This is a genomic window from Spirillospora sp. NPDC052242, assembly GCF_040679555.1.
Lineage (GTDB): Bacteria > Actinomycetota > Actinomycetes > Streptosporangiales > Streptosporangiaceae > Spirillospora.
The window spans coordinates 102,637-128,473 of the sequence record NZ_JBFAUZ010000011.1; the positions used below are offsets into that span (position 1 = coordinate 102,637).

At 76.2% G+C, this 25,837-nt stretch carries 15 protein-coding genes and 1 tRNA gene; 9 read left to right on the forward strand and 7 right to left on the reverse strand.

The features are described 5' to 3' along the window. The first annotated feature begins 291 nt into the window (after positions 1–291). Positions 292–366, forward strand: a tRNA-Val gene (locus AB0L25_RS11760). Between the two features lie 63 nt (positions 367–429). Here AB0L25_RS11760 and AB0L25_RS11765 read toward each other — a convergent pair. The 4 genes from AB0L25_RS11765 to AB0L25_RS11780 are packed head-to-tail and all read right to left on the reverse strand — an operon-like array spanning position 430 to position 5,903. Next, positions 430–1,404, reverse strand: coding sequence for an ABC transporter ATP-binding protein (locus tag AB0L25_RS11765; protein WP_500171108.1), 975 nt, complete (start codon positions 1,402–1,404; stop codon positions 430–432). Continuing rightward, a complete protein-coding gene (locus AB0L25_RS11770; protein WP_500171110.1) occupies positions 1,394–3,295 on the reverse strand; it encodes a dipeptide/oligopeptide/nickel ABC transporter permease/ATP-binding protein in 1,902 nt (633 codons plus the stop codon). Before AB0L25_RS11770 ends, AB0L25_RS11765 begins: the two co-directional genes overlap by 11 nt. After that, complete coding sequence (locus AB0L25_RS11775) at positions 3,285–4,232, reverse strand: ABC transporter permease (RefSeq protein WP_500171112.1); 948 nt, start codon at positions 4,230–4,232, stop codon at positions 3,285–3,287. The genes AB0L25_RS11770 and AB0L25_RS11775 overlap by 11 nt, the downstream gene beginning before the upstream one ends. Positions 4,233–4,238: 6 nt before the next feature. Continuing rightward, a complete protein-coding gene (locus AB0L25_RS11780; RefSeq protein WP_500171114.1) occupies positions 4,239–5,903 on the reverse strand; it encodes an ABC transporter substrate-binding protein in 1,665 nt (554 codons plus the stop codon). A gap of 163 nt (positions 5,904–6,066) precedes the next feature. On the opposite strand from AB0L25_RS11780, the gene AB0L25_RS11785 reads away from it, so the two are divergent. Further along, the gene (locus AB0L25_RS11785; RefSeq protein ID WP_500171116.1) at positions 6,067–6,717 is read left to right on the forward strand and encodes a TetR/AcrR family transcriptional regulator; all 651 of its coding nucleotides are present in this window, start codon (positions 6,067–6,069) and stop codon (positions 6,715–6,717) included. Positions 6,718–6,753: 36 nt separating this feature from the next. Here the strand turns inward: AB0L25_RS11785 and AB0L25_RS11790 are convergent, their stop codons facing one another. Further along, complete coding sequence (locus tag AB0L25_RS11790) at positions 6,754–7,674, reverse strand: DUF6891 domain-containing protein (RefSeq protein ID WP_500171118.1); 921 nt, start codon at positions 7,672–7,674, stop codon at positions 6,754–6,756. A gap of 124 nt (positions 7,675–7,798) precedes the next feature. Between AB0L25_RS11790 and glnII the strand changes: the two genes are divergently transcribed. Both glnII and AB0L25_RS11800 read left to right on the forward strand, forming a co-directional pair. Further along, positions 7,799–8,812: a glutamine synthetase gene (gene glnII, locus AB0L25_RS11795; RefSeq protein WP_500171120.1), complete on the forward strand. Its 1,014-nt coding sequence runs from the start codon at positions 7,799–7,801 to the stop codon at positions 8,810–8,812. A 143-nt stretch (positions 8,813–8,955) separates the two neighbouring features. Further along, entirely contained in the window at positions 8,956–9,537 is a 582-nt protein-coding gene (locus tag AB0L25_RS11800) for a hypothetical protein (protein WP_500171121.1), read from the forward strand. On the opposite strand, the gene AB0L25_RS11805 is transcribed toward AB0L25_RS11800, so the two are convergent. Then, positions 9,518–10,339 (reverse strand): hypothetical protein, encoded by an 822-nt coding sequence (locus AB0L25_RS11805; protein ID WP_500171123.1) that lies wholly within the window; start codon positions 10,337–10,339, stop codon positions 9,518–9,520. The two genes, AB0L25_RS11800 and AB0L25_RS11805, sit on opposite strands and share 20 nt — an antisense overlap. A 70-nt stretch (positions 10,340–10,409) precedes the next feature. Continuing rightward, complete coding sequence (locus AB0L25_RS11810) at positions 10,410–10,889, reverse strand: universal stress protein (protein WP_500171125.1); 480 nt, start codon at positions 10,887–10,889, stop codon at positions 10,410–10,412. A 211-nt stretch (positions 10,890–11,100) separates the two neighbouring features. Here AB0L25_RS11810 and AB0L25_RS11815 point away from each other — a divergent pair, with 211 nt between their 5' ends. From AB0L25_RS11815 to AB0L25_RS11835, 5 genes are read left to right on the forward strand one after another with little or no spacing between them, the layout of a single operon-like run. Further along, positions 11,101–19,623: an SDR family NAD(P)-dependent oxidoreductase gene (locus AB0L25_RS11815; protein ID WP_500171127.1), complete on the forward strand. Its 8,523-nt coding sequence runs from the start codon at positions 11,101–11,103 to the stop codon at positions 19,621–19,623. Continuing rightward, positions 19,620–24,071 carry a beta-ketoacyl synthase N-terminal-like domain-containing protein gene (locus AB0L25_RS11820; protein WP_500171129.1) on the forward strand — a complete coding sequence of 1,484 codons (4,452 nt, stop codon included), beginning with the start codon at positions 19,620–19,622 and terminating at the stop codon, positions 24,069–24,071. Before AB0L25_RS11815 ends, AB0L25_RS11820 begins: the two co-directional genes overlap by 4 nt. Continuing rightward, a complete protein-coding gene (locus tag AB0L25_RS11825; protein WP_500171130.1) occupies positions 24,068–24,445 on the forward strand; it encodes an acyl carrier protein in 378 nt (125 codons plus the stop codon). The genes AB0L25_RS11820 and AB0L25_RS11825 overlap by 4 nt, the downstream gene beginning before the upstream one ends. Continuing rightward, positions 24,438–24,596 (forward strand): hypothetical protein, encoded by a 159-nt coding sequence (locus AB0L25_RS11830; RefSeq protein ID WP_500171132.1) that lies wholly within the window; start codon positions 24,438–24,440, stop codon positions 24,594–24,596. Before AB0L25_RS11825 ends, AB0L25_RS11830 begins: the two co-directional genes overlap by 8 nt. Next, positions 24,593–25,822, forward strand: a complete 1,230-nt coding sequence (locus AB0L25_RS11835) for a glycosyltransferase (protein ID WP_500171134.1) — start codon at positions 24,593–24,595, stop codon at positions 25,820–25,822. The genes AB0L25_RS11830 and AB0L25_RS11835 overlap by 4 nt, the downstream gene beginning before the upstream one ends. Positions 25,823–25,837: the final 15 nt, after the last annotated feature.

A 25,837-nucleotide genomic window follows, 5' to 3' on the forward strand; every position in this document is an offset into this window, starting at 1 on the left:
AGACGATCCCGCCCGCCTTGACGACCCCTTAGCGCCCGCCGCGGACTCTTAACGCCGCCCTAACGCGGACGGTCCGCTCGTAAGGCCACATGCCGCCCCCGGATCACCCGAGGGATCCTGGAACCTGAAGATCGGCACGTCCGGGATGCGGCCCGGCGCGTACCCGCACAGCCCCCGCCACGCGTCGACCGCCCCGACGTCCCAGACTGCGGACATTCCCTCCCATCCCCGACCCGAGAACCGTTTCGCGATCGTCCCCGGGGTCGGGGTACGCTTTCCCGGCGAGCACGCGGGCGCGTAGCTCAGGGGTAGAGCACTCGCCTTACAAGCGAGGAGTCGGCGGTTCGAAACCGTCCGCGCCCACCAGCAGACAGACCCCCGATCTCCGAATGGGAGAGCGGGGGTTTTGTGTTGCCGGGGGCTGCTTGGTTAGGGGAGGACGGGGTGGTGGCAGGCGGTCCAGTGGTTGGGGGCTATGGGGCGCATTTGGGGTTCTTCGGTGGTGCAGCGGGTGTCGGCGCGGGGGCAGCGGGTGCGGAAGCGGCAGCCGGTGGGCGGGGAGAGGGGGGACGGGGGTTCTGCGGTTTCGGGGGGTTCTTCTTCCGGGGGGAGGCGGAGCGGGCCTCGGGGGACGGACGACAGCAGCGTGCGGGTGTACGGGTGTGCGGGGCGGGCGACGAGGGTTTCGCTGGGTGCGAGTTCGCAGGTCTTGCCCAGGTACATGACGAGGACGCGGTCGCTGATGTTCTTGATGACCGCCAGGTCGTGGGCGATGAAGACGAGGGTGAGGGCGTAGCGGGCCTTGAGGTCCTCGAGGAGGTTGAGGATCTGCGCCTGGACGGAGACGTCGAGGGCGGACACGGGTTCGTCGCAGATGATCAGTTCGGGGTCGAGGGCCAGGGCGCGGGCGATGCTGATGCGCTGGCACTGGCCGCCGGAGAACTCGTGCGGGCGGCGGGCGGCGGTGGTGGACGGGTCGAGGCCCACGGCGTGCAGGGCCTCGTCGACGCGGGACGGGTCGCCGCCCCAGATGCGGGGGCCTTCGGCGACGATGTCGCGCACCCGGCGGCGGGGGTTCAGGGAGGAGATCGGGTCCTGGAAGATCATCTGGAGGCGGCGGCGGGTGCGGCGGAGGGCTTCGCCGTGCAGGCCGGTGAGTTCCAGGCCGGCCAGGCGGATCGAGCCGGCGGACGGCGGGGGCAGTTGCATGATCGCGCGGGCGGCGGAGGACTTGCCGCAGCCGGACTCCCCGACGATGCCGAGGGTTTCGCCTCTGGCCACGTCGAAGCTCACCCCGGACACGGCGTGCACGCGGCGGCGTCCGGCGGGGAAGGTGACCGTCAGGTCCTGGACGCGCAGGAGTTCGTCGCCGTCGCGCAGGTGCGCGGTTCCGCTACCCGCCATGTCGTGTGCCTTCCTTCGTGTCGGCCGGGTACCAGCAGGCGTGGGACCGGTCGCCGTCCGGGACGAGCGGGGGTTCGTCGGTGCGGCAGCGTTCGCGGGCGAGCGGGCAGCGGGGGTGGAACCGGCAGCCGGACGGGGGGCGGGCGAGGTCGGGCGGGCGGCCGTCGATGACGGCGAGCCTGGTGTGGGGCGGGGCGGTGAGGTCGGGGGCGGCCCGCAGGAGCGCCTCGGTGTAGCGCATGCGGGGGGCGTTGAGGACGGCCTGGGCCGGGCCCCGCTCGACGACGCGGCCCGCGTACATGACGATCACCTCGTCGGCGTGGTCGGCGACGACCGTGAGGTCGTGGCTGACCAGGACCATCGCCATGTCGCGCTCGTCGCGCTGCCGGTGCAGGAGCCGCATGATCTGCTTCTGCACGGTGACGTCGAGCGCGGTGGTGGGTTCGTCGGCGAAGAGGATCTCGGGGTCGCAGGACAGGGCCATCGCGATCGTGATCCGCTGGCGCATGCCGCCGGAGAGCTGGTGCGGGTAGCCGCGCAGGACGCGCCGGGGTTCGGGGATGCCGACCGAGGCGAGCAGGCGTTCGGCGGCTTCCCGGGCTTGGCGGCGGCTCATCCCGCGGTGGACGCGGAGCGGCTCGGTCACCTGGGTGCCGATGGTGCGGACGGGGTTGAGGGCGGTCATCGGGTCCTGGAAGACGGTGGCCATGCGGGTGCCGAGGACGTCGCGCATGGCGTCCGGGCCGGCGTCGGTGAGGTCCCGGTCGCCGAGGTGGACGCGGCCGGTGCGTTCGGCGGCGTCCGGGAGCAGGCCGAGGACGGAGCGGATGAGCACGGACTTGCCGCTGCCCGACTCGCCGACGATGGCGAGCGTCCTGCCGCGTTCGAGGGTGAACGAGACGCCGTCGACGGCGCGGACCGTCCCGGCGGGCGTGGGGAAGAGGGTGCGCAGGCCGGCCACCTCGAGCAGCGGCGCGGGCCCGGCGGGCCGGGGGACGGGCGGGGCCGGGGCCGTCGTGCGCTTCTTGGGACGCGCGGGTTCGAGGCCGCTCTCCCGGTAGCCGGTGAGTTCCTGCAGGCGGTCGCCGACGAGGTTGAAGGCGAGGACGGTCAGGAACATCACGGCGGACGGGACGAGCACGATGTGCGGCGCGGTGTCCATCGTGCTGCGGCCCTCGTTGATCAGGCCGCCCCAGGTGGGCGTGGGCGGCTGCACCGACAGGCCGAGGAAGGCGAGGCTCCCTTCGGCGATCATGACCACGGCCATCACGGTGAAGGCGTAGGAGAGGGCGGGCAGGGCGACGTTGGGCGCGATCTCCCGCCACATGAGGGTGCCGCCGCGGGCGCCGAGCGCCCGTGCGGCGGTGACGAACTCGCGCCGGGCGTGGGAGAGGGTCACGCCGCGGATCAGCCGGACCCAGGCGGGCACGCCGAGCAGGCCGAGGACGATCAGGACGTTGCGGACGCTGGGGCCGGCGAAGGCGACCACCGCGAGCGCGAAGACCATCGCCGGGAAGGCGAGCAGGACGTCGTTGGCGGTCATGACGATCCGGTCGAGGAGGCCGCGCCGGTAGCCGGCGAGGAGGCCGAGCGGGCCGCCGATCAGCAGGCCGAGCAGGACGGCGCCGACGCCGACGCCGAGGGACACCCGGGCGCCCTGGACGATCCGGCTGAGCAGGTCGCGGCCGAGCGCGTCGGTGCCGAGCGGGTGGCCGGGGGCGGGTCCGCTGCCGGGTTCGCCGCTGAGCGTGGCGTCGTGGCCGGGCAGCGGCAGCACGTCGGCGGTGAGGGCCGCGGCGGTGACGAGGACGATCCACAGGACGGCGAGCCGGAAGCCCCGGTCGAGCCGTCGGCGTTTCGGCGCGGACGCCGGCACGGTCTCAGGACGCATGGCGGATCCTCGGGTCGAGCACGCCGTACAGCAGGTCGATGGCGAAGTTGACCAGGACGTATCCGATCGCGACGACGAGGACGCCGCCCTGGACGACCAGGTAGTCGCGGGACAGGATCGAGTCGACGATGAGGCGGCCCACGCCGGGCAGCCCGAACAGGGTCTCGATGATGACCGCGCCTCCGATCAGCGCTCCGAGGTTGAGGCCCGCCACCGTCACGAGCGAGATCGCGGACGGGCGCAGCGCGTGCCGCCACAGGACGCGGCGGGGCGACAGGCCGCGGGCGCGGGCGAGGGTGATGTAGTCCTCCTGCAGGGTCGCGACGAGGTCGGAGCGCAGGAGCCGGGCGTAGATCGCGAGCTGCCCGGCGGCGAGCGTCACCGCCGGGAGCAGCATCGAGCGCAGGTTGGCGGCGGGGTCGGCGGTGAACGGGGTGTGGCCGGTGGCGGGGAGCAGCGGCCACCGCACCGCGAAGACCATGATGAGGGCGACGCCGGACACGAACACGGGGGTGGACAGCAGCCCGAAGCCCACCGTGGTGACCGTCCGGTCGAGGAGGCCGCCGGGGCGGCGGGCGGCGGCGACGCCGGCGGGCACCGCGAGGCCGAGCGAGATCGCCTGGGAGATCAGCAGCAGTTCCAGTGTGACCGGCAGCCGCTGCGTCAGGGACTCGGTGACGGGGGTGCTGGTGATGTAGGACGTGCCGAGGTCACCGGTGACGACGCCGCCGAGCCAGGCGAGGTACCGCCGCCAGAACGGTTCGTCCAGGCCGAGGTCCCGCCGGACCGCCTCCCGTGCGGCCTGGTCCCCGGAGTAGCCGAGGATCTGCGTGGCGGGGTCGCCGGGCAGCAGCGTGATCATCCAGAAGGCGAGCAGGGTCACGACGAGCAGGACGAACAGCAGCTGGGCGCCTCGCCGCAGCGCGATCGCGGCCATCGGCGCTCAGCCGCCGAGCCAGATCTGGCCGAACGGGTGCGTCGCCGAGCCGGTGAGCGGCTTGCCGGTCGACCCGTCCGGAAGCTCGTACCGCGCGAGGCCGTGCACGTTCGGTTTGGTGATCACCGCGCTGGTGCTGAGGTGGTCGACCCAGATGAACGGCAGCGTCGCGCGCAGCCGCTGCTGGACGGTCGCGTACGCCTTCTTGCGCGCGGCGTCGTCGGAGCCGGCGCGGCCCGCGTCGAGGGCGGCGCTGAGCCGTTGGTCGTCGATCCGGCTCATGTTGATGGACATCGATCCGACCGGCCGGACGAACCGGGAGTGCAGGAACGAGTACTCGCCGTCGGGGTCGGGGCGGGTGAACTGCTCCCAGACGATCGCGCCGTAGTTGCCGGTGAGTGCGCGTTCGATGAGGGTGGCCTGGTCGGCCTGCCGCACCGTGACCTCCATGCCCGCCTTGCCCCACATGTCCTGGACGAGTTCGGCGTTCTGCATCGACGACTGGTCGGGGACGCTCAGGAGCTCGATCCGGACGGGGCCGTTCTCCCGTTCGTACTCGTCGATCAGCGCCTTCGCCCGGGCCGGGTCGAACGCGGGGTAGCCGCCGGGGACGTACCAGGGCGAGTCGGGCGACCAGGGGCCGTCGGCGGGTTCGGTGAGGCCGGAGCGGAGCGTCTTGATGAACGCGTCGCGGTCGGTGGCGTGGGCCATCGCCCGCCGCACCCGCAGGTCCCGGGTCGGTCCGGCCGCGGTGTTGAGCATGAAGGCGAGTTCGGGCACCGCCATGCCGGACGTCCGGTACAGCTCGTACGCGCCCTGTTCGGCGAGCCGGCCGAACTTGACGATGTCGGTGTCGCGCTGGGTGGCCATGGCGGTCAGCCCGCCCGACTCCAGGGTCTGCGCCCGGGTCTGGAAGTCGGGCAGGATCCGGAACTCGACGGCGTCGAGATAGGGCAGCCCGTCGCGCCAGTACTCGGGGTTGCGCTTCACGATGAAGCGGTTGTCGGGCGTGTAGCTCTGGAAGACGAACGGTCCGGTGCCGACGGGTCGCCGGCTCGCCCGGTCCGGCGCGGTGAGCGACGACGGCGGGACGATCATGCCGATCTGGGTGGACAGGGTGCTGGGGAAGCTCACCCAGGGGGCGGCCAGATCGACCTGGACGGTCCGGGCGTCGACGGCCGTGATGCCGCTGACGGGGGCGAGCACCGCGGCCGTCAGCGGAGACGCCTTCTGGGCCGCCAGGTTGGCCTTGACGACCTCGGCGTTCAGGGGTTCGCCGGTGGAGAACGCGACGCCCTGCCGGACCTTGATCGTCCACCGGGTGGAGTCCTCGTTCGGCTCGACGGACTCCGCCAGCAGCGGCCGCCACCGGCCGGTGGCGTCGACCGCGGTCAGCGTCTCGATGATGGTGCCGGCCATCGCGTAGGTCTGCGTGGAGAACGAGTCGGTGACGGGGTTGAACCCGTCGGCGTCCGCCCCGAGCCCGTAGACGAGCCGCCCGCCGCGCACCGGCGGGCCCTCGGCGCCGTCACCGGAGCCCGCGCCGGAGGTTCCGCCGCCCGAGCAGGACGTCGCCAGCGCGGTGCAGGCGGCGAGGGCCAGTGCGGAGACGGTGCCCGCGCGCCGTCTCGTCCGGTGCCGCCGGTGCCGCCGTGTCGTCCGGAGTCCCATGGCCGCCCCTCCCGTGACCGAGGTCACAATTTTCGCCGATAGTACTATCGCCGAACGAGATTTCAACGGATTGACGTAGGGCTGTTTCTGTGCGATGGCCAGCGGGTTCGGTTGCTTATCCAGCCGGTACGGCTATCGTTGGATGGACCGTTCAGGGGGACCGATGCCCGATGTGACACTGAGCCGGCGCGAGGCCAAGGACCTGACCCGCCGCCGGCTGCTCGCCGCCGCGCTGCGCATCCTCGACACCGAGGGGGAGGGCGGGCTCTCGACGGGGAACGTCTGCCGCAGCGCCGGCATCGCCCAGTCGACCTTCTACGTGCACTTCCGCAACATGCAGGACCTGCTCGAGGCGCTCGGCGAGGAGGCCTCCCGGCACGTCGGCCCGGTGATCCGCGAGGCGAGGCGGCGGTCCAGCGCGGCGCCGCACAGCGCCGACCGGCTCCGGGACGCCTTCCGCGTCCCGCTCGAGAAGATGTGCGGGCACCCCGAGTTCTTCCGGCTCAACGTCCGTGCCCGTTTCGACCGTGCCACCCCGCTGGGCGAGGCGGCGCGGCGCCGCGCTGCCGTCACCCGCGCGCAGCTGGTCGAGGACCTCGTCGCCGCCGGGCTTCCGTCGGGCACGCCGGAAGAGGCGCTGCGGCTGGAGATGGTCGCCGACGGCGTCACCGCGCTGACCGAGGCGATGGCGATCGGCCATCTCGAGGGCCGCTATCCGGACCTCGAGCAGTGCGTCGACGTCCTCGTCGAGTTCTTCGCGGGCGTCCGCACCCAGCTCCTGGGGGACCGGCCCGCGTCCGGCTCGGGGGGATGAGCCGGGCCCGGCCCGGTATCCGGCTCGCCCCGGTGTTCAGCCGCCCCAGTATTCGGTGGTGAGGTCGCCGGTGAGCGCGATGCGGTCTTCGGTGGCGAGGACGGTCACGACCTCCTCGGCCTCCTCGATGGTGACGTGGCGGCTGTAGTAGCAGCGCTTCGCGGGGTCGGGGATCTCGAACTTGAGGCGGGGGCCCGGGTCCCAGATGGCGATCAGGCTCTTCGTCGGGGTGATGAAGTTGATGAAGTTGCCCATGTAGGGCGTGACGGTGAGGAGGACGTCCCGCGCCTGCGCCGGGGTCACGGGGAGTTCTCCGAACTGGCCGCCGCCGGACGGGCCGTTCTCGTAGGAGACGGACACGGTCTGCGCGGCCGGGGGCGGGGAGCCGGGGTAGGCGGCGAGGCGCCCGTAGCGGCGGCGCCGCCAGGTGAGGGCGACGTCGATGCGGCGGCGGGGGCTGCCGTCCCAGTCGACCCGGAGGCCGTGGCGGCGGAGGGCGGCGGCGACCTCCTCGCCGATCGCGGCCTGGGCGTCCGGGGGCTGCTCGTCCTCGCAGAAGACGCCGTAGGCGAGGGTGAGGGCGCCGCCGGGGACGGCGGCCTGCATGTCCTGCCGGTGGGCGAAGACGTAGCCGCGGGGTTCGTCGCCCTTCGCGACCTCGCCGCCGATCTCGTCGATCCCGCAGTTCTGGCAGCAGGTGTGGTCGAGGCGGGCGACGATCCCGGACGTGTCCAGTTCGCGGAACGCGCGCTGCAGGCGGTCGGTGTCGAGCTCGTCGGGCCACGTCTCCTGGTCGGCGAGGTGGGCGGCGAACGCGTCGGCGACGACGGCGGGGAGGTCGTCCGCGTCGAAGAGCTCGCCGCACCGGCCGACGACGGATGCGAAGTCGTGGCGGCCGAGGGCCACGAGAAAGCGGGCGTGGTCGCGCGCCGAGGAGTCGACCGGCTCGTGAGTCATGGCGCCGCAGTATGGCAAACGTCACCGACGTTCCGCGTTTTACACGTCGTTCACAAATGGGCAATGGATGCGAAACGGCTGGTTGGCACGTTCGTGGAAGCCCGATACCTGCGGAGGGACCGACGTGAGCTACAAGGCCGAGTACATCTGGATCGACGGCACCGAGCCGACCGCCCGGCTGCGGTCCAAGACCAAGATCCTTCCGGACGGCGCGGACCTGCCCGACTGGGGGTTCGACGGGTCGAGCACCAACCAGGCGCCCGGCGACAACTCGGACTGCGTGCTCAAGCCCGTGTTCGTGTGCCCCGACCCGATCCGCGGCGGCGACCACAAGCTCGTCCTGTCCGAGGTGTACCTGGTGGACGGGACGCCGCACAAGACGAACACGCGCGCCGAGCTGCGGCCCGTCGCGGAGAAGTACGAGGTGCAGGACTCCTGGTACGGGATCGAGCAGGAGTACACGTTCTTCAAGGACGGGCGTCCGCTCGGGTTCCCGGAGCGGGGCTTCCCCGCGCCGCAGGGCTTCTACTACTGCGGCGTCGGCGCGGACGAGGTGTTCGGCCGGGAGATCGTCGAGGCGCACCTGGACGCGTGCCTCGCGGCGGGGCTGAAGATCTCGGGCATCAACGCGGAGGTCATGCCCGGCCAGTGGGAGTTCCAGATCGGGCCGGCGGGGCCGATCGAGGTCGGCGACCACCTGTGGGTGGCGCGGTGGCTGCTCTACCGCATCGCGGAGAACTACGGGGTCTCGGCGACGCTCGACCCGAAGCCGGTGGAGGGCGACTGGAACGGCGCGGGCGCGCACACGAACTTCTCGACGAAGGCGATGCGCGAGGGGTACGACGCGATCGTCACGGCCTGCGAGGCGCTGGGCGCGCGGGCGCAGGCGCACGTCGAGGGCTACGGCGCGGACATCGAGCGGCGGCTGACCGGCATGCACGAGACGGCGCCGTGGAGCGAGTTCAGCTACGGCGTGTCGGACCGCGGCGCGTCGGTGCGGATCCCGTGGCAGGTCGAGGTGGACAAGCGGGGGTACATCGAGGACCGCCGCCCGAACGCCAACGTCGACCCGTACGTGGTGACGCGGCTGATCACCGGCACCTGCTGCGAGGCGCTGGAGAAGGCCGGCCAGATCTGACGTCCCGTCCGCGGCGCGCCGTTCCCGAAGGGGCGGCGCGTCGTGCTGTTATGCCGCCAAACGTCTGCAAATTTTGGGCTTCGGGGAGTTCCCGCGAATGGGCTCGGGTAGTACCTGGTCGATTTCGCAGCGGGGGAGGGGACATGCCCGATTCGTCATTCGGGCGGCCCGGCAGGAGCCGCCCGGCGGCACGGCCGTGGGAGCGGTCGTTCCGGTGCCCCTCGACGGCGGTGCGCAGGCGGGAGGCCCCGGCCCGGCGGTTCGAGGAGTTCGTCGCCCTGCACGCCGAGAGCGAACCCGAACTGCCGCTGCGGCAGCTGTGGTGGACGGGCCTGTCGTGCGCGGCGGGCGGGTCGCTGCTGACGTTCGCGGCGGTGCTCGGCCTGCGCGGGACGTTCGGCATCGAGGTCCCGGTGTTCGCGGGGACGGACGTCGCCGTGGAGGGCGCGGCGACCAGCTACGCGCTGTGCGTCCTCGCCGCGACGGTGCAGGGCACCGCGCTGATGCATCTGCTGCTGGCGGGGGCGGCGCGTCCGGTGCGGGCGTTCGCGTTCATCGGCGGGCTCGCGGTGGCGCTGATGGTGGTCGTGCCGCTGCTGCTGAACGGGCCGCTGGACGCGCGGGTCGTCACCGCCGGGATCAACCTCGCGGGCGGGGCGGCCGTGGTGGTGGTGCTGTGCGCGGTGGTGTCGGCGTCGATGGCGTTCAGGCCCGGCCCACGGTGATCGTGAGCGGGTCGGGCGCGGCCGTGGACGCGACCCGCACGTGCCACAGCCGCCGCCACACCCGGACGTCCACGGGTTCGGCCGGCGCGAGCACGCGCAGCTCGCGGTGCATCCCCGAGAAGCCGAGGCACAGCCACGCCTCCCAGGCGCCGCGGGGCAGCGGCTGGTCGATGAACGCCCTGGTCAGCGGCAGGACGGCGGTGTAGTGCAGGCCCTCGGGGCGGTCGTCGAGCATGCAGATCACCTCGTAGGTCCGGCCGCCGCGCTCCCGCAGGTCCAGCGTCGCCGAGATCGGCGTCGCGAGCCCGGCGAGGTCGAGTCGCCCGCTGATCTCGACGTGCCCGGCCCGTTCGTCCCACGCGAGCGCGTCGGCGCGGACGGCGCCCGCGGGGTGCGTCCGCCCGCCGACGTCGATGGCGAGCGTGCCGCGGGGGCTGACGTAGGCCGCGACGGTCGTGCCGCCGTCCAGGAACCTGCGCTGCGGGGAGGCGTCGAGGCCGGGCGCGCGCCCGAGCGGCACCGCGTCCGCCGCGTCGACCGACAGTCCGGCGTCCCAGACGCCGCCGGGGAGCGGGGCGCCGCCCGCGACGGCGGCGACGTCGATCAGCGCCTCGAACGCGACGTGCGGGCCGTCCGTCCGGACGGTCGCGGGGACGCGGACGATCGCCTCGCCGCCGCGCTCGCGCAGCAGCAGCTCGAGGCGCGGGGTCCCGCGGTGCTCGAGCCGTCCGGCGAGCCGCAGGGCCGTGCCCGTCCAGCCGACCTCGGTCAGGTAGGGATCCGACGAGATTGGACCCGACATCGCCGCTCGCCTCCCGGGCGCCCCGAAACGTGCACCCGGGTCCCTTCCCGCGAACCCGCCGTTCTACCGGTCAGGGGACGACGGTGACGGGCCAGCGGCCCGCGCGCACCAGCCGGACCGCCACCGACCCCACCAGCCGGTGCCCCGCCTGCGCGGACGCGCCGACGACGACGGCGTCCGCGCGGGACTGGTCGGCGACGCGCGACAGGACCGTGTACGGGTCGCCCTGCGCGGTGACGATCTCGTAGTCGACGGGGGCCTGCGCGTAGGCGCGGCCGAGGTCCCGTTCGAGCTCCCCGACGATCTCCTCGGCGGCCTCCTGCATGACGGACGCCCCGCCCGGGGTGAGCATGGACAGCGCGGCGATCGGCGTGGCGTGCACGAGGATCAGCCGGGCGCCGCCGCGGCGGGCGAGGCCCCACGCGTACGCGGCGGCCCGCAGGGACGTGTCCGATCCGTCCACGCCCGTCACGATCACCCGGGGCCCGTCGGCGCCGTACTCGAACGGCGCCGCGTCCGGGGCCTCGCCGGGCCGTCCTTCGGCGGTCATTCGAGCAAGGGTATCGGCCGTGCCGCGACGGCCGGGCGGGAGGCGGCCCGGGTCGCGGATCCGTCAAGGGACGTCCCAATCTCCTTTGCGGTGACGCCATGGCCGCGCCCACGGGTGTGTCGTCCCGGTATTCGCTCGGTTGCCGAACGTAGTGTGACGAATCGTTGTCGAGCCGCGCCCGGTCACGGCGCGGGACGTCGGGGGGCAGTGCATGACGGCGGACAGGGGCGAGAACCGGTACGGGCGCGGGCCGGGGGGTGCCCCCCAGGCCGAGATCATCGGGGTCGCCCCGTTCGGGGGTCCGGCGCCGCGCCTGGCGGTGGCGGTCGCGCGGGCGGGCGGGCTCGGGGTCCTGGACCTCGGCACCGACCGCGCGGCGGGGCCGGCCGCGCTGGACGAGGTGGTCCGCTGGTGGCCGGGCCCGTTCGGGGTCCGGGTCGCGGCGGGCTGCCGGGTGCGGCCCGACGAACTGCCGGACGCGGTGAGCACCGTTCTCGTGGACGCACCGGTGCTCGGCGCCGCGGACGGCCCGGACGTCGCGGCGTTCGCGCGCGGGCGGCGGCTGCTGGTCGAGGTCGTCGACCCGGCCGAGGCCGCGGCGGCGCTGGACGCGGCCCGCGCGGTCGACGGGACGCGCGGCGTCGGGCTGGTCGCGCGGGGCCGCGAGGCGGGCGGCCGCGCGGACGATGTGACGACGTTCGTCCTGCTGCAGCACCTGCTGGCCCTGGACGTCCCCGCGTACGCGGCGGGCGGGATCGGGCCCCGGACGGCGGCCGCCGCGGTCGCCGGGGGCGCCGCGGGCGTCGTGCTGGACGCCCAGCTGGCCCGCGTCGCGGAGATGGACGCCGCCGCGGACGCGCCGACCGGCCCGGACGGGGCGCTCGCGGAGCGGTACAAGACCGCGGGGGGCGTGGTGCAGGCCGTGCGCCGGGGGATCGCCGAGCATCTCCGCGCGGCCGTCCGGGTCGCGCCGCTCGCCCCGAAGGACGGGCCGCACGGCGGCGAGTACCCGGTCGCGCAGGGGCCGATGACGGAGGTCAGCGACACGTCCGCGTTCGCCGCGGCGGTCGCGCAGGACGGCGGGCTGCCGTTCCTGGCGCTCGGCGCGATGGACGGCGGCGCGGTGGCGGAGCTGCTGCGCGACACCGCCGACCGGCTCGACGGGCGCCCCTGGGGCGTCGGGATGGTCGGGTTCGTCCCGCCGGAGCTGCGGGCCGAGCAGCTCGCCGCGGTCCGCGCCGCCGCGCCCCCGTACGCGCTCATCGCCGGGGGCCTGCCCGTGCAGGCCGAACCCCTCGAAGAGGCCGGGACCCGGACGTACCTGCACGTTCCGGCGCCCGAGCAGCTCGACCGCTTCCTCGCCGAGGGCGCCCGCCGGTTCGTCTTCGCGGGCATGGAGTGCGGCGGGCCCGTCGGCCCGCTCCCGAGCTTCCCGCTGTGGGAGGCGCAGCTCGACCGGCTCGACGCGTTCTGCGACGTGCACCCCGACGAGGCCCCGCGGCTGTCGGTCATGTTCGCGGGCGGCGTCCACGACGAGCGCTCCGCCGCGATGGTCGCGGCGCTCGCCGGGCCGCTCGCCGAGCGCGGCGCGGACGTCCGCGTCCTGATGGGCACCGCGTACCTGTTCACGACCGAGGCGGTCGCGGCGGGCGCCGTCCGTCCGGGCTACCAGGAGACGGCGATCGACTGCACCGCGACCGCGCTGCTCGAGACGTCCCCCGGCCACGCGACCCGCTGCGCCGTCACCCCGTACGTGCGGACGTTCGAGGAGACCCGCACCGAGCTGCTCGGCACCGGGATGTCGCGGCACGAGGCGTTCCGGCGGCTGGAGAAGCTGAACCTGGCGCGGCTGCGGATCGCCGGGAAGGGCCTGCGCCGCGGCGCGCCCGTCGACACCGACGAGCAGCGCGCCGAGGGCCTCTACCTGCTCGGGCAGGCCGCGACGCTGCGGTCGGCGAAGACCGGCGTCGCCGTCCTGCACGAGCAGGTGACGTCCGGCGCCACCGCCCTGCTCGCCGCCCGCGCCGCCGAACTCGGGCTGGACGGCCGCGGCGCCGCGGCCCGCCCCGCCGACATCGCGATCGTCGGGATGGACTGCGTGCTCCCGGGCGCCCCCGACGCCGACCGCTACTGGGCGAACGTCCTGCGCGGGTCCGGCGCCGTCACCGAGGTCGCCCACTGGGACCCGGACGTTCACCACGGCGCCGCCGAGGACGGGAAGACGCCCTCGAAATGGGGCGGTTTCCTGCCGAAGATCCCGTTCGACGCGGACGCCCGCGGAGTCCCCGCGAGCGACCTCGGCGCCATCGACCCCGCGCACCTGCTGGCCCTGGAGGTCGCGTCCTGGGCACTGGACGACGCCGGCTACGGCGACCGCGCCTTCGACCGCGCCCGCACCTCGGTGATCTTCGGGACGGAGGGCGGCGGCGACCTCGCCGCGGCCCACGCGTTCCGCGCCGCCCTCCCCGCCTGGTTCGGCGAGGTCCCGCCCGAGATCGACGAACGGCTGCCCGCGCCGACCGCCGCGTCCCTCGTCGGCGTCCGGCCCGGCGACATCGCCGCCCGGCTCGGCCTCGGCGGCGTCGCGCACACCGTCGCGGCCGGCGGCGCGTCGTCGCTCGCCGCCCTCGACGCCGCGTGCCGGGAACTCGCCTCCGGCGGCAGCGACACGGTCCTGTGCGGCGCCGCCGACCTGCGCACCGCGATCCACGACTACCTGCGGGCCGCCGCCGCCGGGACGCTGTCGCCGTCCGGCCGCTGCGCCCCGTTCGACGCCGCCGCCGACGGGATCGCGCCCGGCGAGGGCGTCGCGTGCGTCGTCCTCAAGCGGCTCGCCGACGCCGAACGCGACGGCGACCGGATCTACGCGGTCGTCAAGGGCGTCGCCGGCGCCGACGGACGGACGCGCGCGACGCTGCGGGCCCACGAGCGCGCGGGCGTCGCACCCGAACGCACCGGGCTCGTCGAGACGTCCGGCGCCGCGACCGAGCCCGCCGACCGCGCCGAACTCGGCGCGCTGGCCTCGGTGTTCGCGAAGGCCGCGCCCGGCTCCGTCGCCCTCGGCTCGGTGACGTCCCAGATCGGGCACACCGGCGCCGCCGCCGGGCTCGCCGGGCTGATCAAGTCCGCGCGCGCCCTGCACGCCGGCGTCCTGCCCGGCGCCCCGCACCTCGCCCGCCCGAACGACGCGTGGGACGCCGGCGGGCCCCTCGCGTTCGGGACGTCCCCGCGCCCGTGGGCCGTCCCGCCCGGCGACCGGCACGCGGGCGTCGCCGGATCCGGCGACGGCACGCACTACCACGCCGTCCTGTCCGGGTACGACGGCGCGCCCGAACCCGTCTCGGGGCTCGCCGAATGGCCCGCCGAACTGTTCGTGATCCGCGCGGGCACGGACGTCGAACGGCTGCGCGCCCTCGCCGCGTCCGGGCACCGGCTGCGCGACCTCGCCCGCACCGTCGCGTCCGACGAGGGCCCCGTCGTGACGGCGTTCACCGCCACCTCGCCCGACGACCTGCGCGAACGGCTCGCCGGCACGGCCGAAGCCGGGAACGATCCCGGCCAGGTGGCGTTCCTGTTCCCCGGCCTGCTCGGCCCGCGGCCCGGCGCGCAGGCCGACCTGTTCACCGCGTTCCCCCGCCTGCAGCGGCTCCTGCGGCTCGGCCGCGACTACGCGCCCGCGATGTTCCCGCCCGCCGCGTTCACGCCGGAGGACGTCCGCCGCCGCCGCGCCGCGCTCGCCGACCCCCGCGTCGCCCAGCCCGCCCTCGGGCTCGCGGGCCTCGCCGTCCACCGGCTGCTCACCGCCGTGGGCGTCCACCCCGACCTCGCCGCCGGGCACGGGCACGGCGAGATCGTCGCGCTGTGCGCCGCCGGGGTCTTCGACGACGCCGACCTGATCGAGCTGAGCGCCGCCCGCGCCGACGCGATCCTCGCCGCCGCCGGGGACGACCCGGGCGCGATGGCCGTCGTCACCGGCGGGCTCCACGAAGTGCGCGACGCCCTGTCGGACGTGTCCGACATCGCCGTCGCCGCGCAGAACGCGCCCCGCGAGATCGTGATCGCCGGAACGTCCGCGGGCGTCGACCGCGCCCTCGGCGTCCTCGCCGACCGCGGCATGCCCGCCGAACGCCTGCCCGTCGGCTGCGCCCTGCACAGCCCGCTCGTCGCCGCCGCGTCCGGGAGCCTCCGAGCCGCCCTCGCCGGCCGCGACCTGCGATCCCCGGCGTTCCCCGTGTGGTCCGGCGCGACCGCCGCACCCTACGACGCCGAACCCGCCGACCTCGCCGCGACCCTCGCGGGCCAGCTCGCCGCGCCCGTCCGGTTCGCCGAACAGATCGAGGCGATGTACGCCGCGGGCGCCCGCACCTTCGTCGAGGCCGGACCCGGCGGCGTCCTCACCCGGCTCGTCGCCGCCGTCCTCGGCGACCGCCCGCACACCACCGTGGGCTGCGACGGCCTGCACGGCCTCCTCGACGCCCTCGCGCGCCTCGCCGCCGCGGGCGTCCCGGTCGACCCGCTGCCGCTGTTCGCCGGCCGCGACGCCCGTCCCGTCGACGCGCCCGCGCCCGCACCGGCCTGGTTCGTCGACGGGCACACCGTCACGAACGCCGACGGCGACGTCCCACCCGGCGCGCCACGGCCCGCCACCCGCCTCGACGGCCCGGACGGCGACCGCCGCCGCTCCGACGCGGCCGTCCTGGAGTACCTGCGCGCCGGCCGCGAACTGATCGCCGCCCAGCGCGAGGTGATCCTCCGGCACCTCGCCGGGGGCGACGCACCCGTCCCGGCGCCGCGCCCGATCCTGCCGGGTGAGACCCTCCCGGCCGGCCCGCTCGACGCCCGCACCGCCGTGCGCGCCGCCGTCGCCGCCCGCACCGGCCGTCCCGAGTCCCGCCTCGCCGACGACCTCCGCCTCGAGGCCGACCTGGCGATCGACCCCGCCGAGCGCACCGCGCTCCTGCACGACCTCGCCGCCCGCGCGGGCGTCGAGCCCCGCACCGTCGAACCGTCCGACGTGTCCACCATCGGCGAGGCCGTCGACTGGCTCGAGCGCCTGCTCCCGCCCGCGCCCGCCCCCACCGCGCACGTGGGCACGTCCGCACTGTCCGGCGGCCCGACGCCCCCGTCCCCACGCCCACCGGCCGAACCCGCGCTCCCGGGAGCCGAACCCGGCGAGCCGGAGGAGCCCCGCCGGGCCGAGGCCACGGCGTCTGAGGTGGCTTCCGCGCCGGGTGTGGTGTCAGGTGCCGAGCGGTCGACGGCTCGGGGTGGACGGGAGTCTGCGTCCAGCGACGAGCAGGTTTCGACGCCCGCTGAGATGGGGTCGGGTCGTCCGGCGCCTGCGACGCGACCAGACGAGCCCCCGGTGCCTGCGGCGGCTTCCGCGCCGGGAGTGGTCTCGGGTGCCGAGCGGTCGACGGCTCGGGGTGGACGGGAGTCTGCGCCCGACGGCGGGGAGGTTTCTGCGCCTGCTGAGGGAGCGTCGGGCCGTCCCGAGCACGACGGGTCCGGTCGTCCGTCGTCTGCAAACCGGTTGGGCGAGGCCCCGGTGCCTGCGGCCGAGGCGGCCTCGGCGGATTCTGGGCGGAGCACGGTTTCGGATGGTGAGCGGTCGGGCGCCGTGCACCCGAGCACACCGACTCGGGACGGACGCGGGTCCGCGCCCGGCTACGAGGACGGCGCGGCGGACGCCTCGACCGAGGAGGGTCGCCCGTCGGCGGTGACGCAGGGCGAGGAAGCCGAGGACGGTGAGTCCGTGCGGGTGATCCCGCCGGGAGAGCGGCCGCGTGATGAGAACGTTTCTGCGCCCACGGCGGGACGGCGGCGGTTGCACGCGCGCCGTCCGGGACGGGCCCCGGCTGGTGAAGACGCGGACGCGCCGGCGGAGACGCCCGTGGAAGTCGAGGAGTCCGTGCGGGTGATTCCGCCGGGCGAGCGGCCCCGCACGAAGGGCACGGCTTCGCGGGACGTCAATGACCTGGTGCGCGAGTCGGTGCGGGTCATCCCGCCGGGTGAGCGACCCGACCGAAAGGCCGCGCCCGGCCGCGCCGAGGAGAGGACCGACCGGGGCCGTTCGTCCGCCGGACGGTCCGGCCACGAGGAGTTCGTGGGCGAGTCGGTGCGGATCATCCCTCCGGGTGAGCTGCCGCGCGGCCAGCGGAGCGGCGAGTCCCCGGCGGCCCGCAAGCCCGCCGCGGACGGCCCACCGGACGTGGTCGTGGCGGGTGCCGCCTTCCGCGACCGGGACGGACGTGCCGACGGGACGCAGGACGCGCCGGTCGGGCACGGTGAGTCCGTCCGGGTGATCCCGCCGCGTTCCAAGGCGCCGCGCGGGACGGCCGGTGACGATGCGCCCCGTCCGGCCAACGCCGCGAACGCGCCCGCCGAGCCGAACGCCACCAACGCGACGAATGCGGATGATGTGACGGGCGAGGCCGACGCGCCGATCGCGACGTCCGGAGACGGCTCGACGCACGCGATGGAGTCGCCGCACGCCCCGGGCGTCATGCACGAGGCCGAGTCGGCGCCCGCCGTCCGAGGGAGGACGCCCGCCACCGGCGCGCCCCACACGTCCGGCGCGGCACCCGCCCACTCAGGGACGCCCGCGACCGGCGCGCCGCGCGAAGAGGAGCGGACGCGCGCCTCTGGCACGGCACTCGCCACCGGCGAGGCATACCCCGCCGGCAGCATGCCCGCGCCCGGCGCGGCACCCACGAACAAGCGGGGGCACACTTCCGGCGCGGCACCTGCGGCGGACGATGCGCACGGGGGTGGAGGGACGTCCGCAACCGGTGCCGAGCCCGCGCCTGAGCGGGGGCGCGCCTCTGGTGCGGCCCTTGCCACCGGTGCGGCGCACGCCGCCGTAGGGGAGCCCGCGACCGGCGCGGCGTCCGTGGATGAGCGGGGGCGCGCTTCTGGCGCGGCACGCGCGACCGGCGAAGCGCACGCTGCTGGAGCGACGCCCACAACTGAGCGGGGGCACGCCTCGGGCGCGTCGCCCGCGACGGACGAAGCGCACGCCACCGGAGCGACGCCCTCGACCAACGCGGAGCCCGCGCCTGAGCGGGCGCGCGCCTCTGGCTCGGCTCTCGCCACCGGCGAGGCGCACGTCGCTGGCGGGGCGCGCGTGACCGGTGCGGCGGGCGCGAACGGGCGGGGGAGTGTCGCATCTGGTGCGGCGCCTGCGACCGGCGAAGCGCACGCCGGTGGAGCGGCGCCTGCAGCCGGTGCGGCGCCCGCGACTGAGCAGGGGACCGCCGCCTCTGGTGCGGCACTCGCCACCGGCGAGCCGCACGCTGCCGGAGGGACGCCCGCGACCGGTGCGGCCCCCGCGACCGACGCGGCACTCGCCGGCGGGGAGCCGGCCGCCGCGCCGGCGGAGTCGTCCGGTGCCGGAGTCGAGGTCGTTCGGTATGTCGTTCGGGAGAGCGTGCTCGAGCCCCTGCCGCTGCCGCCCGACTCCGGGACGGCGTTCGCCGGGCGCCGGTTCGTCATCGTCGACGACGGGTGCGGGGTGGCGCTCGAGCTGGCGGACGCGCTGGAGCGGTTCGGGGCGCAGGTGCGGACGCCGCTCGAGGTGGACGGGGCGTGCGACGGGCTCGTGCATCTCGGGGCGCTGCGGCCCGCGGGGACGGCGGTGCTGCCGGACGCGTACGGAGGCGTCCGGCGGGCGCTGCTGGACGGCCTGCGGTGGTTCGTCACGGTCGGCGGTGCGGGCGGGGCGTCCGAGCGGCGGTTCGGCGGCGGGGCCGGGGAGCCGGGGCCGGGCGCGGGGCTGCGGGGGCTGGCGCGGACGGTCGCGCGGGAGTTCCCGGAGACGATGGTGCGGGCGGTGGACGTCGACACCGGCGAGACGCCGCGCATGATCGCGTTGCGGATCATGGCGGAGCTGCTGGCGCCGGACGGTCCGGTGACCGTCGGGTACGCGGGGGAGCGGCGGCGGACGCCGGCGCTGGTCGCCGCGGAGCCGGTGGGCGACGCGGGCGTCCCGGTCGGGGCGGACGGCGTGGTGCTGCTGACGGGCGGGGCGCGGGGCGTCCCGGCGCGGGTGGCGCGGGAGCTGGCGCGGACGACCGGGTGCCATCTGGAGGTCGTGGGGCGCACGCCGGAGCCGGTGGGGCGCACGGTGTTCTCGGAGGCGCTGGACGAGGCGGCGCTGCGGCGCGCGCTGGTCGCGGACGGGACGCGGGGGCCGGAGGAGATCGAGGAGACGATCCGGCGGATCCTCGCCGAGCGGGAGGTCCAGGAGAACCTGGACGCGCTGCGGGTGCGGGCCGCGTCGGTCCGGTACCACGCGGGGGACGTTCGGGATGCGAGGTTCGTCCGGAACGTGGTCGAGGACGTGTACGTGCGCCACGGCCGCCTGGACGGTGTCGTGCACGGCGCGGGGATCGCCGAGGACCGGCTCGTCCGGGACAAGTCGCCCGAGTCGTTCGAGCGGGCGTACCGGACGAAGGTGGACGGTGCGGCGGCGCTCGCGGCGGCGGTCCGGCCGGACGTCGGGTTCTTCGTCGTGCTGGGCGCCGCCGCCGAGGGCCGGGTGCCCGCGGACCGCGCGGCCGCCGACGACGCCTGCGAGGCGCTGGCCAGGGGATGGCGGGCGCGGCTGCGGGGGCGGGTGCTCGTCGCCGACCTGGCGCCGCCGCTGGACGGCGAGCCCGCGGTGGCGGCGCTGTTCCGCGAGATCGCGCACGGCGACGAGGCGCGCGTGGTGTTCGCGGGGCCGGTCCGGTGACGGAGGAGCCGATCGCGATCGTCGGCGCCGGGGCGGTGTTCCCCGGCGCCGGGTCGGCGGCGGAGCTGTGGCGCAACGTGCTCGCCGGGTTCGACGCGATCACCGACGTGCCGCCCGGCCGGTGGGATCCCGCGCTGTTCTACGACCCCGGCGCGTACGGCCGTCCGGAGGACGACCGCTTCTACTGCCGCCGGGGCGGGTTCGTGGACGACGTCGCGACGTTCGACCCGGAGCGGTTCGGGATCGAGCCCGCGATGGTGGCGACGATGGAGCCGGACCGGCTGCTGGCGCTGCGCACGGCGGCGGAGGCGATCGCGGACGCGGGCGGCGACGACCGGTTCCCGGACCGCGAACGGGTCGGCGTCGTCCTCGGCCGGGGCGGGCACCTGACGCCCGGCGCGGCGCGCGCCGACCAGCGGGTCATGACGGCGCACCAGCTCACCGGGGTGCTGGCGGAGCTGGTGCCGGAGCTCGGCGCGGAGCGGCTGGCGGAGATCCGGCGGGCGTTCCGCGCGCGGCTCGGACCGGACGGCCCGGACGTGCCGGCGGGTTCGGCGGCCGCGCGCGTCGCGGAGCGGTTCGACCTGCGCGGTCCCGCGTACACGGTGGACGCGGCGTGCGCGTCGGCGCTGGTGGCGGTGGAGCACGCGGTGCGGGCGCTGCGGCGGGGCGAGGCGGACGCGATGCTGGCGGGCGCGGTGCACGTGGGGCACCACCCGACGGTGTGGAGCGCGTTCAGCCGGCTGCGCGCGCTGAGCCCGAGCGAGACGATCCGCCCGTTCGACCGCGCGGCGGACGGGACGCTGCTGGCCGAGGGCGCCGGGGTGGTGCTGCTGAAGCGGCTGGCGGACGCCGAACGGGACGGCGACCGGGTGCACGCGGTGATCGTCGGGGCGGGGTCGGCGAGCGACGGGCGCGCGGCGGGGATCCTGACCCCGCTGGTGGACGGGCAGGTGCGGGCGGTCGAACGGGCCTGGCGGGACGCGGGCCTCGACCCGGCGGCGCCCGGCGCGGTGGGGCTGGTGGAGGCGCACGGCACCGGGGCGCCCGCCGGGGACGAGGCGGAGCTGGCGGCGCTGCGCCGGGTGTTCGGGACGGACGGGCCGCCGATCGGCCTCGGCACGGTCAAGTCGATGATCGGGCACGCGATGCCCGCCGCGGGGATCGCCGGGCTGATCAAGGCGGCGTTCGCGCTGCGCGACGGGGTGCTGCCGCCGACGCTGCACGTGGACGATCCGCATCCGGCGCTCGACGGCGGCCGGCTGCGCCCGGTGCGGGAGACGGCCGAGTGGGGCGACGCGCCCCGCCGCGCCGTGGTGAACGCGTTCGGGTTCGGCGGCGCGAACGCGCACGTGATCTTGCAGGAGGCGCCGTCCGGACGGGCGGCGCGGGTGCGGCGCGCGCGGCGGCGGATCGAGCCGCCGGGCGCGGAGGAGGCCGTGCTGCGGATCGCGGCGCGCACCGCCGACGAGCTCGCGGCGGCGCTGGAGGCCCCGGACGACGAGCTTCTCGCGCGGGCGCACGGGGACGTCCCCGACCTGCCGTGCCGGGTGGCGATCGTCGCGCCGACGTCCCGCCGCCTCGATCTGGCGCGGGCGGTCGTGCAGCGCGGGACGCCGTGGCGGGGCCGCAGCGACGTGTGGTTCTCGCCGCGGCCGCTGCTCGCCGGCGGCGGCCGCGTCGCGTTCCTGTTCCCCGGGTTCGAGCCCGCGTTCGCCCCGCGCGTCGCCGACGTCGCCGCGCGCTGCGGCCTCCCCGAACCGGTCCTGACCGGCCGCTCCGACCCGGCCGGGCGCGCCGCGGACGTCCTGGCCGTGGGGACGCTGCTGGCGTCGGCGCTCGCGGAGGCGGGCGTGGAGCCGGACGTGACGGCGGGGCACGGCCCGGGGGAGTGGGCCGCGCTGGTCGCCGCGGGGATGTGGGACGCGGACGGCGCGGCGGACCTCCCGGCCGCCCTCGAACCGGACGACCCGGACCTCGTGTACGGCGCGCTCGGGTGCGGCGCCGCCCGCGCCGAGGAGGCCGTCGGGAGCCGCCCCGGCGTGTTCGTCAGCCACGACAACGGCCCGCACCGGTCGGTGATCTGCGGCCCGGCGCGGGACGTGCGGGACGTGCTCGAACGGCTCGGGTCGGAGGGCGTCCTCGGCCGGGAGCTGCCGCTCGGGCTCGGCCTGCACACCCCGCACGCGGAGGCGCGCGAGAAGGCGCTGCGGCGCGCGTTCGACGCGCTGGACGTCCGCGAACCGCGCGTGCCGGTGTGGTCGGCGACGACCGTCGCGCCGTTCCCCCGCACGCCCGACGCGGTCCGCGACCTGGCCGTCCGGCACCTGCTGGAGCCGGTCCGGTTCAGCGAGCTGATCGAGGAGCTGTACGGCGCGGCGCACGTCCGGGCGTTCGTGCAGGTCGGGCCCGGCGGGCTCACCGGCCTCGTCGGCGACCGGCTCGGCGACCGCGAGCACCTCGCGCTGGCCGCGACCGTCCCGGAGCGGGACGGGACGGCCCAGCTGCGGCGCGTCGTGGCCGCCCTGTGGGCCGAGGGGTACGGCGCGTCCCCGGCGGCGCCGCCCCGGTCCGGGATGCGGCTGGAGCTGGGCACGCCGATCGTCCGGCTGGCCGGGGCCGTGCCGCCCGTCCGCCTCGCCCCGTCGATCCCGCCGCTGCCGGACGACGACCCGATCATCGCGGAGCTGGAGGCGCTCCTCAACGACGCGGCGGCCGGCGCCCAGTCGGTCGCGGACGCCCTGGGCGCCGCGCCCGCGCCGCCCGACCGGGACGCGGCGGACGACCCCGCGGACGGCGGCGTGTCCCTCGACGAGCCCGCCGGACGCACCGGCGACGACCCGTCCCGCGCGGACGCCCGGACCGATGCGGGCGCCGAGACCTGCGAGGATGGGGGTTCGAGCGACGCCGATCCGGGCCGACCGGGCGCGCGCTCCGAGGAGGGCAGAGCGTTCGCGGACCCCGAGCCGAACGGCGACGCGGCAGGCGGACGAACCGGCGGCGCGGCGGACGGGCACGCCGCGGAACCGGCCGACCTCGTCGTCTCCCGGGTCTTCTCCCTCGACGCGATGCCGTTCCTGCACGACCACTGCGTCGTCCCGCAGGCCCCCGGGTGGCCCGACATGTCGGACCGGTTCCCCGTCGTCCCGCTCGGCACCCTGCTGGAGGTCATGGCGGACACCGCCCGCGAACTGCTCCCCGGCCTCGCCGTCATCGGCCTCGAGGACGTCCGCGCCGTGCGCTGGCTCGTGGCCGCGCCGCCCACGACCGCCGAGGTCCGCGCGTCCCGGCGGCCGGACGCCCCGCGCGGCGTGCGCCGCGTCCGGATCGTCGTCGCCGGGCACGCCGAGGGCACCGTCCTGCTCGCCGACCGCCACCCCGAGCCGCCGCGCCCGGACCGCACGGCGCTGACCGTGGAGAACCCGCCGATCGTGTCCGCCGCGCGGCTCTACGAGGAGCGGTGGATGTTCCACGGCCCGCGGTTCCGGGGCATCGCCGAGATCACCGCGCTGGCCGAGGACGGCGCCCGCGGCGTCCTGACGTCCCTGCCCGCCCCCGGCGCGCTCCTGGAGGCCGCCGGGCAGCTGTGCGCCCACTGGATGCAGGTCTACGGCGACACCGACCAGACGGTCTTCCCCGTCGGCATCGACACGGTCTCCCTCTACGGGCCGCGGCCGCCCGACGGGGAGGCGCTCGCGACGACCGTGTGGAACACGTCCCTCACCGACTCGACCATGTGCTGCGACGCCGAACTCGTGCGCCCCGACGGCACCGTGTGGGCGCGCGTCGACGGCTGGACCACCCGCCGCTTCTACACCGACGAGGCCCTCTGGCGGATGCGGTTCACGCCCGAGGTGTCGGGGACGGGCGAGCCGCAGCCCGGCGGCTGGTGCCTCGCGCGCCGCCGCTGGCGCGGCACCGCGTCCCGCGACCTGCTCATGCGCCGGTACCTGGGCGCGGCCGAACGCGCCGAGTACGAGCGGCTCCCGGAGGACGCGCGGGGGCCGTGGCTGCTCGGCCGGATCGCCGCCAAGGACGCCGTCCGCGACCGCCTCTGGCGGGACGGGCACGGCCCGCTGTTCCCCGCGGAGCTGGCGGTCGGGCCCGGCGACGCCGTCACCGGCCCGTTCGACGAGCCGCTGACCGTCCGCATCGCGTCCGACGACGAGCTGGGCGTGGCGCTCGTCCGTCCCGGCGGCGCACCGGCGGGCATCGGGCTCGCCGTGCACGACGGGGACGGCCGGGTCCGCGCGGCGAAGCAGGCGGTGCTGCGGGCGCTGCCCGCCGCCGACCGGTCCGCCCTGGTCGTCGCCGCCTCCGATCCCCGCCGGCTGCTGCTCGCCGGGGACGGGACGCTCACCACGGTCGAGACCCGCGAGATCGACGGACACGTCGTCGCCTGGACCGTCGACGACGACGCCCCCGACACGGAGGAGTGCACCACATGACGAACGAGTTCGACGCCGGAGCCCCGGAGGACGAGGCCGAGATCGAGGCCGAGCACGAGCACGAGGTCGACGCGGCCGAGGTGGACGAGGTCGTCCGCGTGCTGACCGACGACCTCGCCGTCGTCCTCGGCGCGGAGCCGCCGGACGCGCCCATCGGCCCCGGCAGCACGTTCTTCGAGGACATCGGCCTGGAGAGCATCGAGTTCGCCGCGCTCGCCGGCCGGATCCGCGCCCGCCACGGTGACCGGGTCGACCTCACCGAGATCGTCGCCGAACTGGACGTCGACGAGTTCGCGGACCTCACCGTCGCCGATCTCGCCCGGCACATCGCCGTGGCGCGGCACGCCCCCGCCGAGGAGACCGCCGATGACTGACCCGCCCCCGGCCGCCGTCCACCCGCGCGCCGCGCCCCCGTGCGCCGTCCGTCCGCCCGCCCCGGTCCCGCCGAGCGCGGGGACCCCCGAGCACCTGGAGGTCACGATGCCCCGGCCGATCCGCACGCCCCGGAAGGGAGGCGCCCGATGAGCGCCCGCCGCGCCCGCCGCATGCAGGTCCCGTCCCTTCTCGGCGAGCAGGGGATCCGCGCCGAGACGCCCAAGCGCCGGTTCCTGTTCGCGGTGCCGCCCGTCGCCCGGCACGTCGTCCCGACCGTGGCGCTCGCCGCCGAACTCGCCGGGCGCGGCCACAAGGTCGCCTGGACGGGCGACCGCGCCGTCCTCGAACCGCTGCTGCGCCCCGGCTCCCGGATCTACTCCGCGGCCGACGACGCGTTCACCGCGCACCTGCGCGAGACCCGCGAGGGACGGGCGCGGCTGCGCGGCCCCGCCGCGCTCCGCTCCCACTGGGAGGACGTCGTCGTCCCGCTCGGCCACGCGATGCTGCCCGGCGTCGACGCCGCGATCGACCGGTTCCGCCCGGACGCGCTGATCTGCGACCAGCGGGTCCTCGCCGGGCCCGTCGCGGCGCGGCTGCGCGGGCTGCCGTGGGCGACGGCGGCGACGACGCCCGCCGAGTTCGCCCGTCCGCTCGCCGCGACGCCCCTCCTGGAGCAGTGGGTGCGCGACCAGATCGGCGACTTCCAGTTCGACCACGGCATCGAGGACGTCCTCGACCTGCGGTTCTCCGACCATCTGGTGCTGGTGTTCTCGACCGGCGCGCTCGTCGGCAACGTCTCGTTCTTCCCCGACCACTTCGCGTTCGTCGGCCCCGCGCCGGGCCGTCCCGCCCCTGGAGCGTTCCCGTGGGAGCGCCTGGACGGGCGTCCCGCCGTCCTGGTCGCGCCCGGGACGCCCACGGGCGCGGCGGAGGCGCGGTTCCTGCGCGCCGCCGTCGACGCCGTCCGGGGCCTGGACGTCCAGGCGGTGCTCGTCGCGCCGCCGGGGACGATCGCCGACCCGCCGCCGAACGTGCTGGTCCGCGAGCAGGTCCCGCGGGTGAAGCTGCTCGAGCGGATGTCGGCGGTCGTCTGCCGCGGCGCCTTCGACACCGTCGGCGAGTCGCTCGCCGCGGGGGTGCCGATGGTGCTCGCGCCGGCCCTGGACGACGAACCGGTGGTCGCCGGGCAGGTCGAGCGGGCCGGCGCCGGGATCCCGGTCCGGTTCGCGCGCGTCACGCCCGGCGAGCTGCGCACGGCGCTCGGCGAGATCCTCACCGACCCGGCCTACCGGGACGCGGCCGCGCGCGTCCGCGACTCGTTCGCCGCCGCCGGGGGCATGGCCGAGGCCGCCGACCGCCTGGAGAAGCTGGCCTGACCAGGGCCGCCCCGG

Excerpts from the sequence above, each read along its gene's own strand:
- AB0L25_RS11775 (WP_500171112.1), bottom strand. The coding sequence starts at position 4,232 with ATGGCCGCGATCGCGCTGCGGCGAGGCGCCCAGCTGCTGTTCGTCCTG.
- AB0L25_RS11835 (WP_500171134.1), top strand. The coding sequence starts at position 24,593 with ATGAGCGCCCGCCGCGCCCGCCGCATGCAGGTCCCGTCCCTTCTCGGC.
- AB0L25_RS11780 (WP_500171114.1), bottom strand. The coding sequence starts at position 5,903 with ATGGGACTCCGGACGACACGGCGGCACCGGCGGCACCGGACGAGACGG.
- AB0L25_RS11825 (WP_500171130.1), top strand. The coding sequence starts at position 24,068 with ATGACGAACGAGTTCGACGCCGGAGCCCCGGAGGACGAGGCCGAGATC.
- AB0L25_RS11790 (WP_500171118.1), bottom strand. The coding sequence starts at position 7,674 with ATGACTCACGAGCCGGTCGACTCCTCGGCGCGCGACCACGCCCGCTTT.
- AB0L25_RS11810 (WP_500171125.1), bottom strand. The coding sequence starts at position 10,889 with ATGACCGCCGAAGGACGGCCCGGCGAGGCCCCGGACGCGGCGCCGTTC.
- AB0L25_RS11800 (WP_500171121.1), top strand. The coding sequence starts at position 8,956 with ATGCCCGATTCGTCATTCGGGCGGCCCGGCAGGAGCCGCCCGGCGGCA.
- AB0L25_RS11785 (WP_500171116.1), top strand. The coding sequence starts at position 6,067 with ATGCCCGATGTGACACTGAGCCGGCGCGAGGCCAAGGACCTGACCCGC.
- AB0L25_RS11815 (WP_500171127.1), top strand. The coding sequence starts at position 11,101 with ATGACGGCGGACAGGGGCGAGAACCGGTACGGGCGCGGGCCGGGGGGT.
- AB0L25_RS11770 (WP_500171110.1), bottom strand. The coding sequence starts at position 3,295 with ATGCGTCCTGAGACCGTGCCGGCGTCCGCGCCGAAACGCCGACGGCTC.
- AB0L25_RS11805 (WP_500171123.1), bottom strand. The coding sequence starts at position 10,339 with ATGTCGGGTCCAATCTCGTCGGATCCCTACCTGACCGAGGTCGGCTGG.
- AB0L25_RS11830 (WP_500171132.1), top strand. The coding sequence starts at position 24,438 with ATGACTGACCCGCCCCCGGCCGCCGTCCACCCGCGCGCCGCGCCCCCG.
- AB0L25_RS11765 (WP_500171108.1), bottom strand. The coding sequence starts at position 1,404 with ATGGCGGGTAGCGGAACCGCGCACCTGCGCGACGGCGACGAACTCCTG.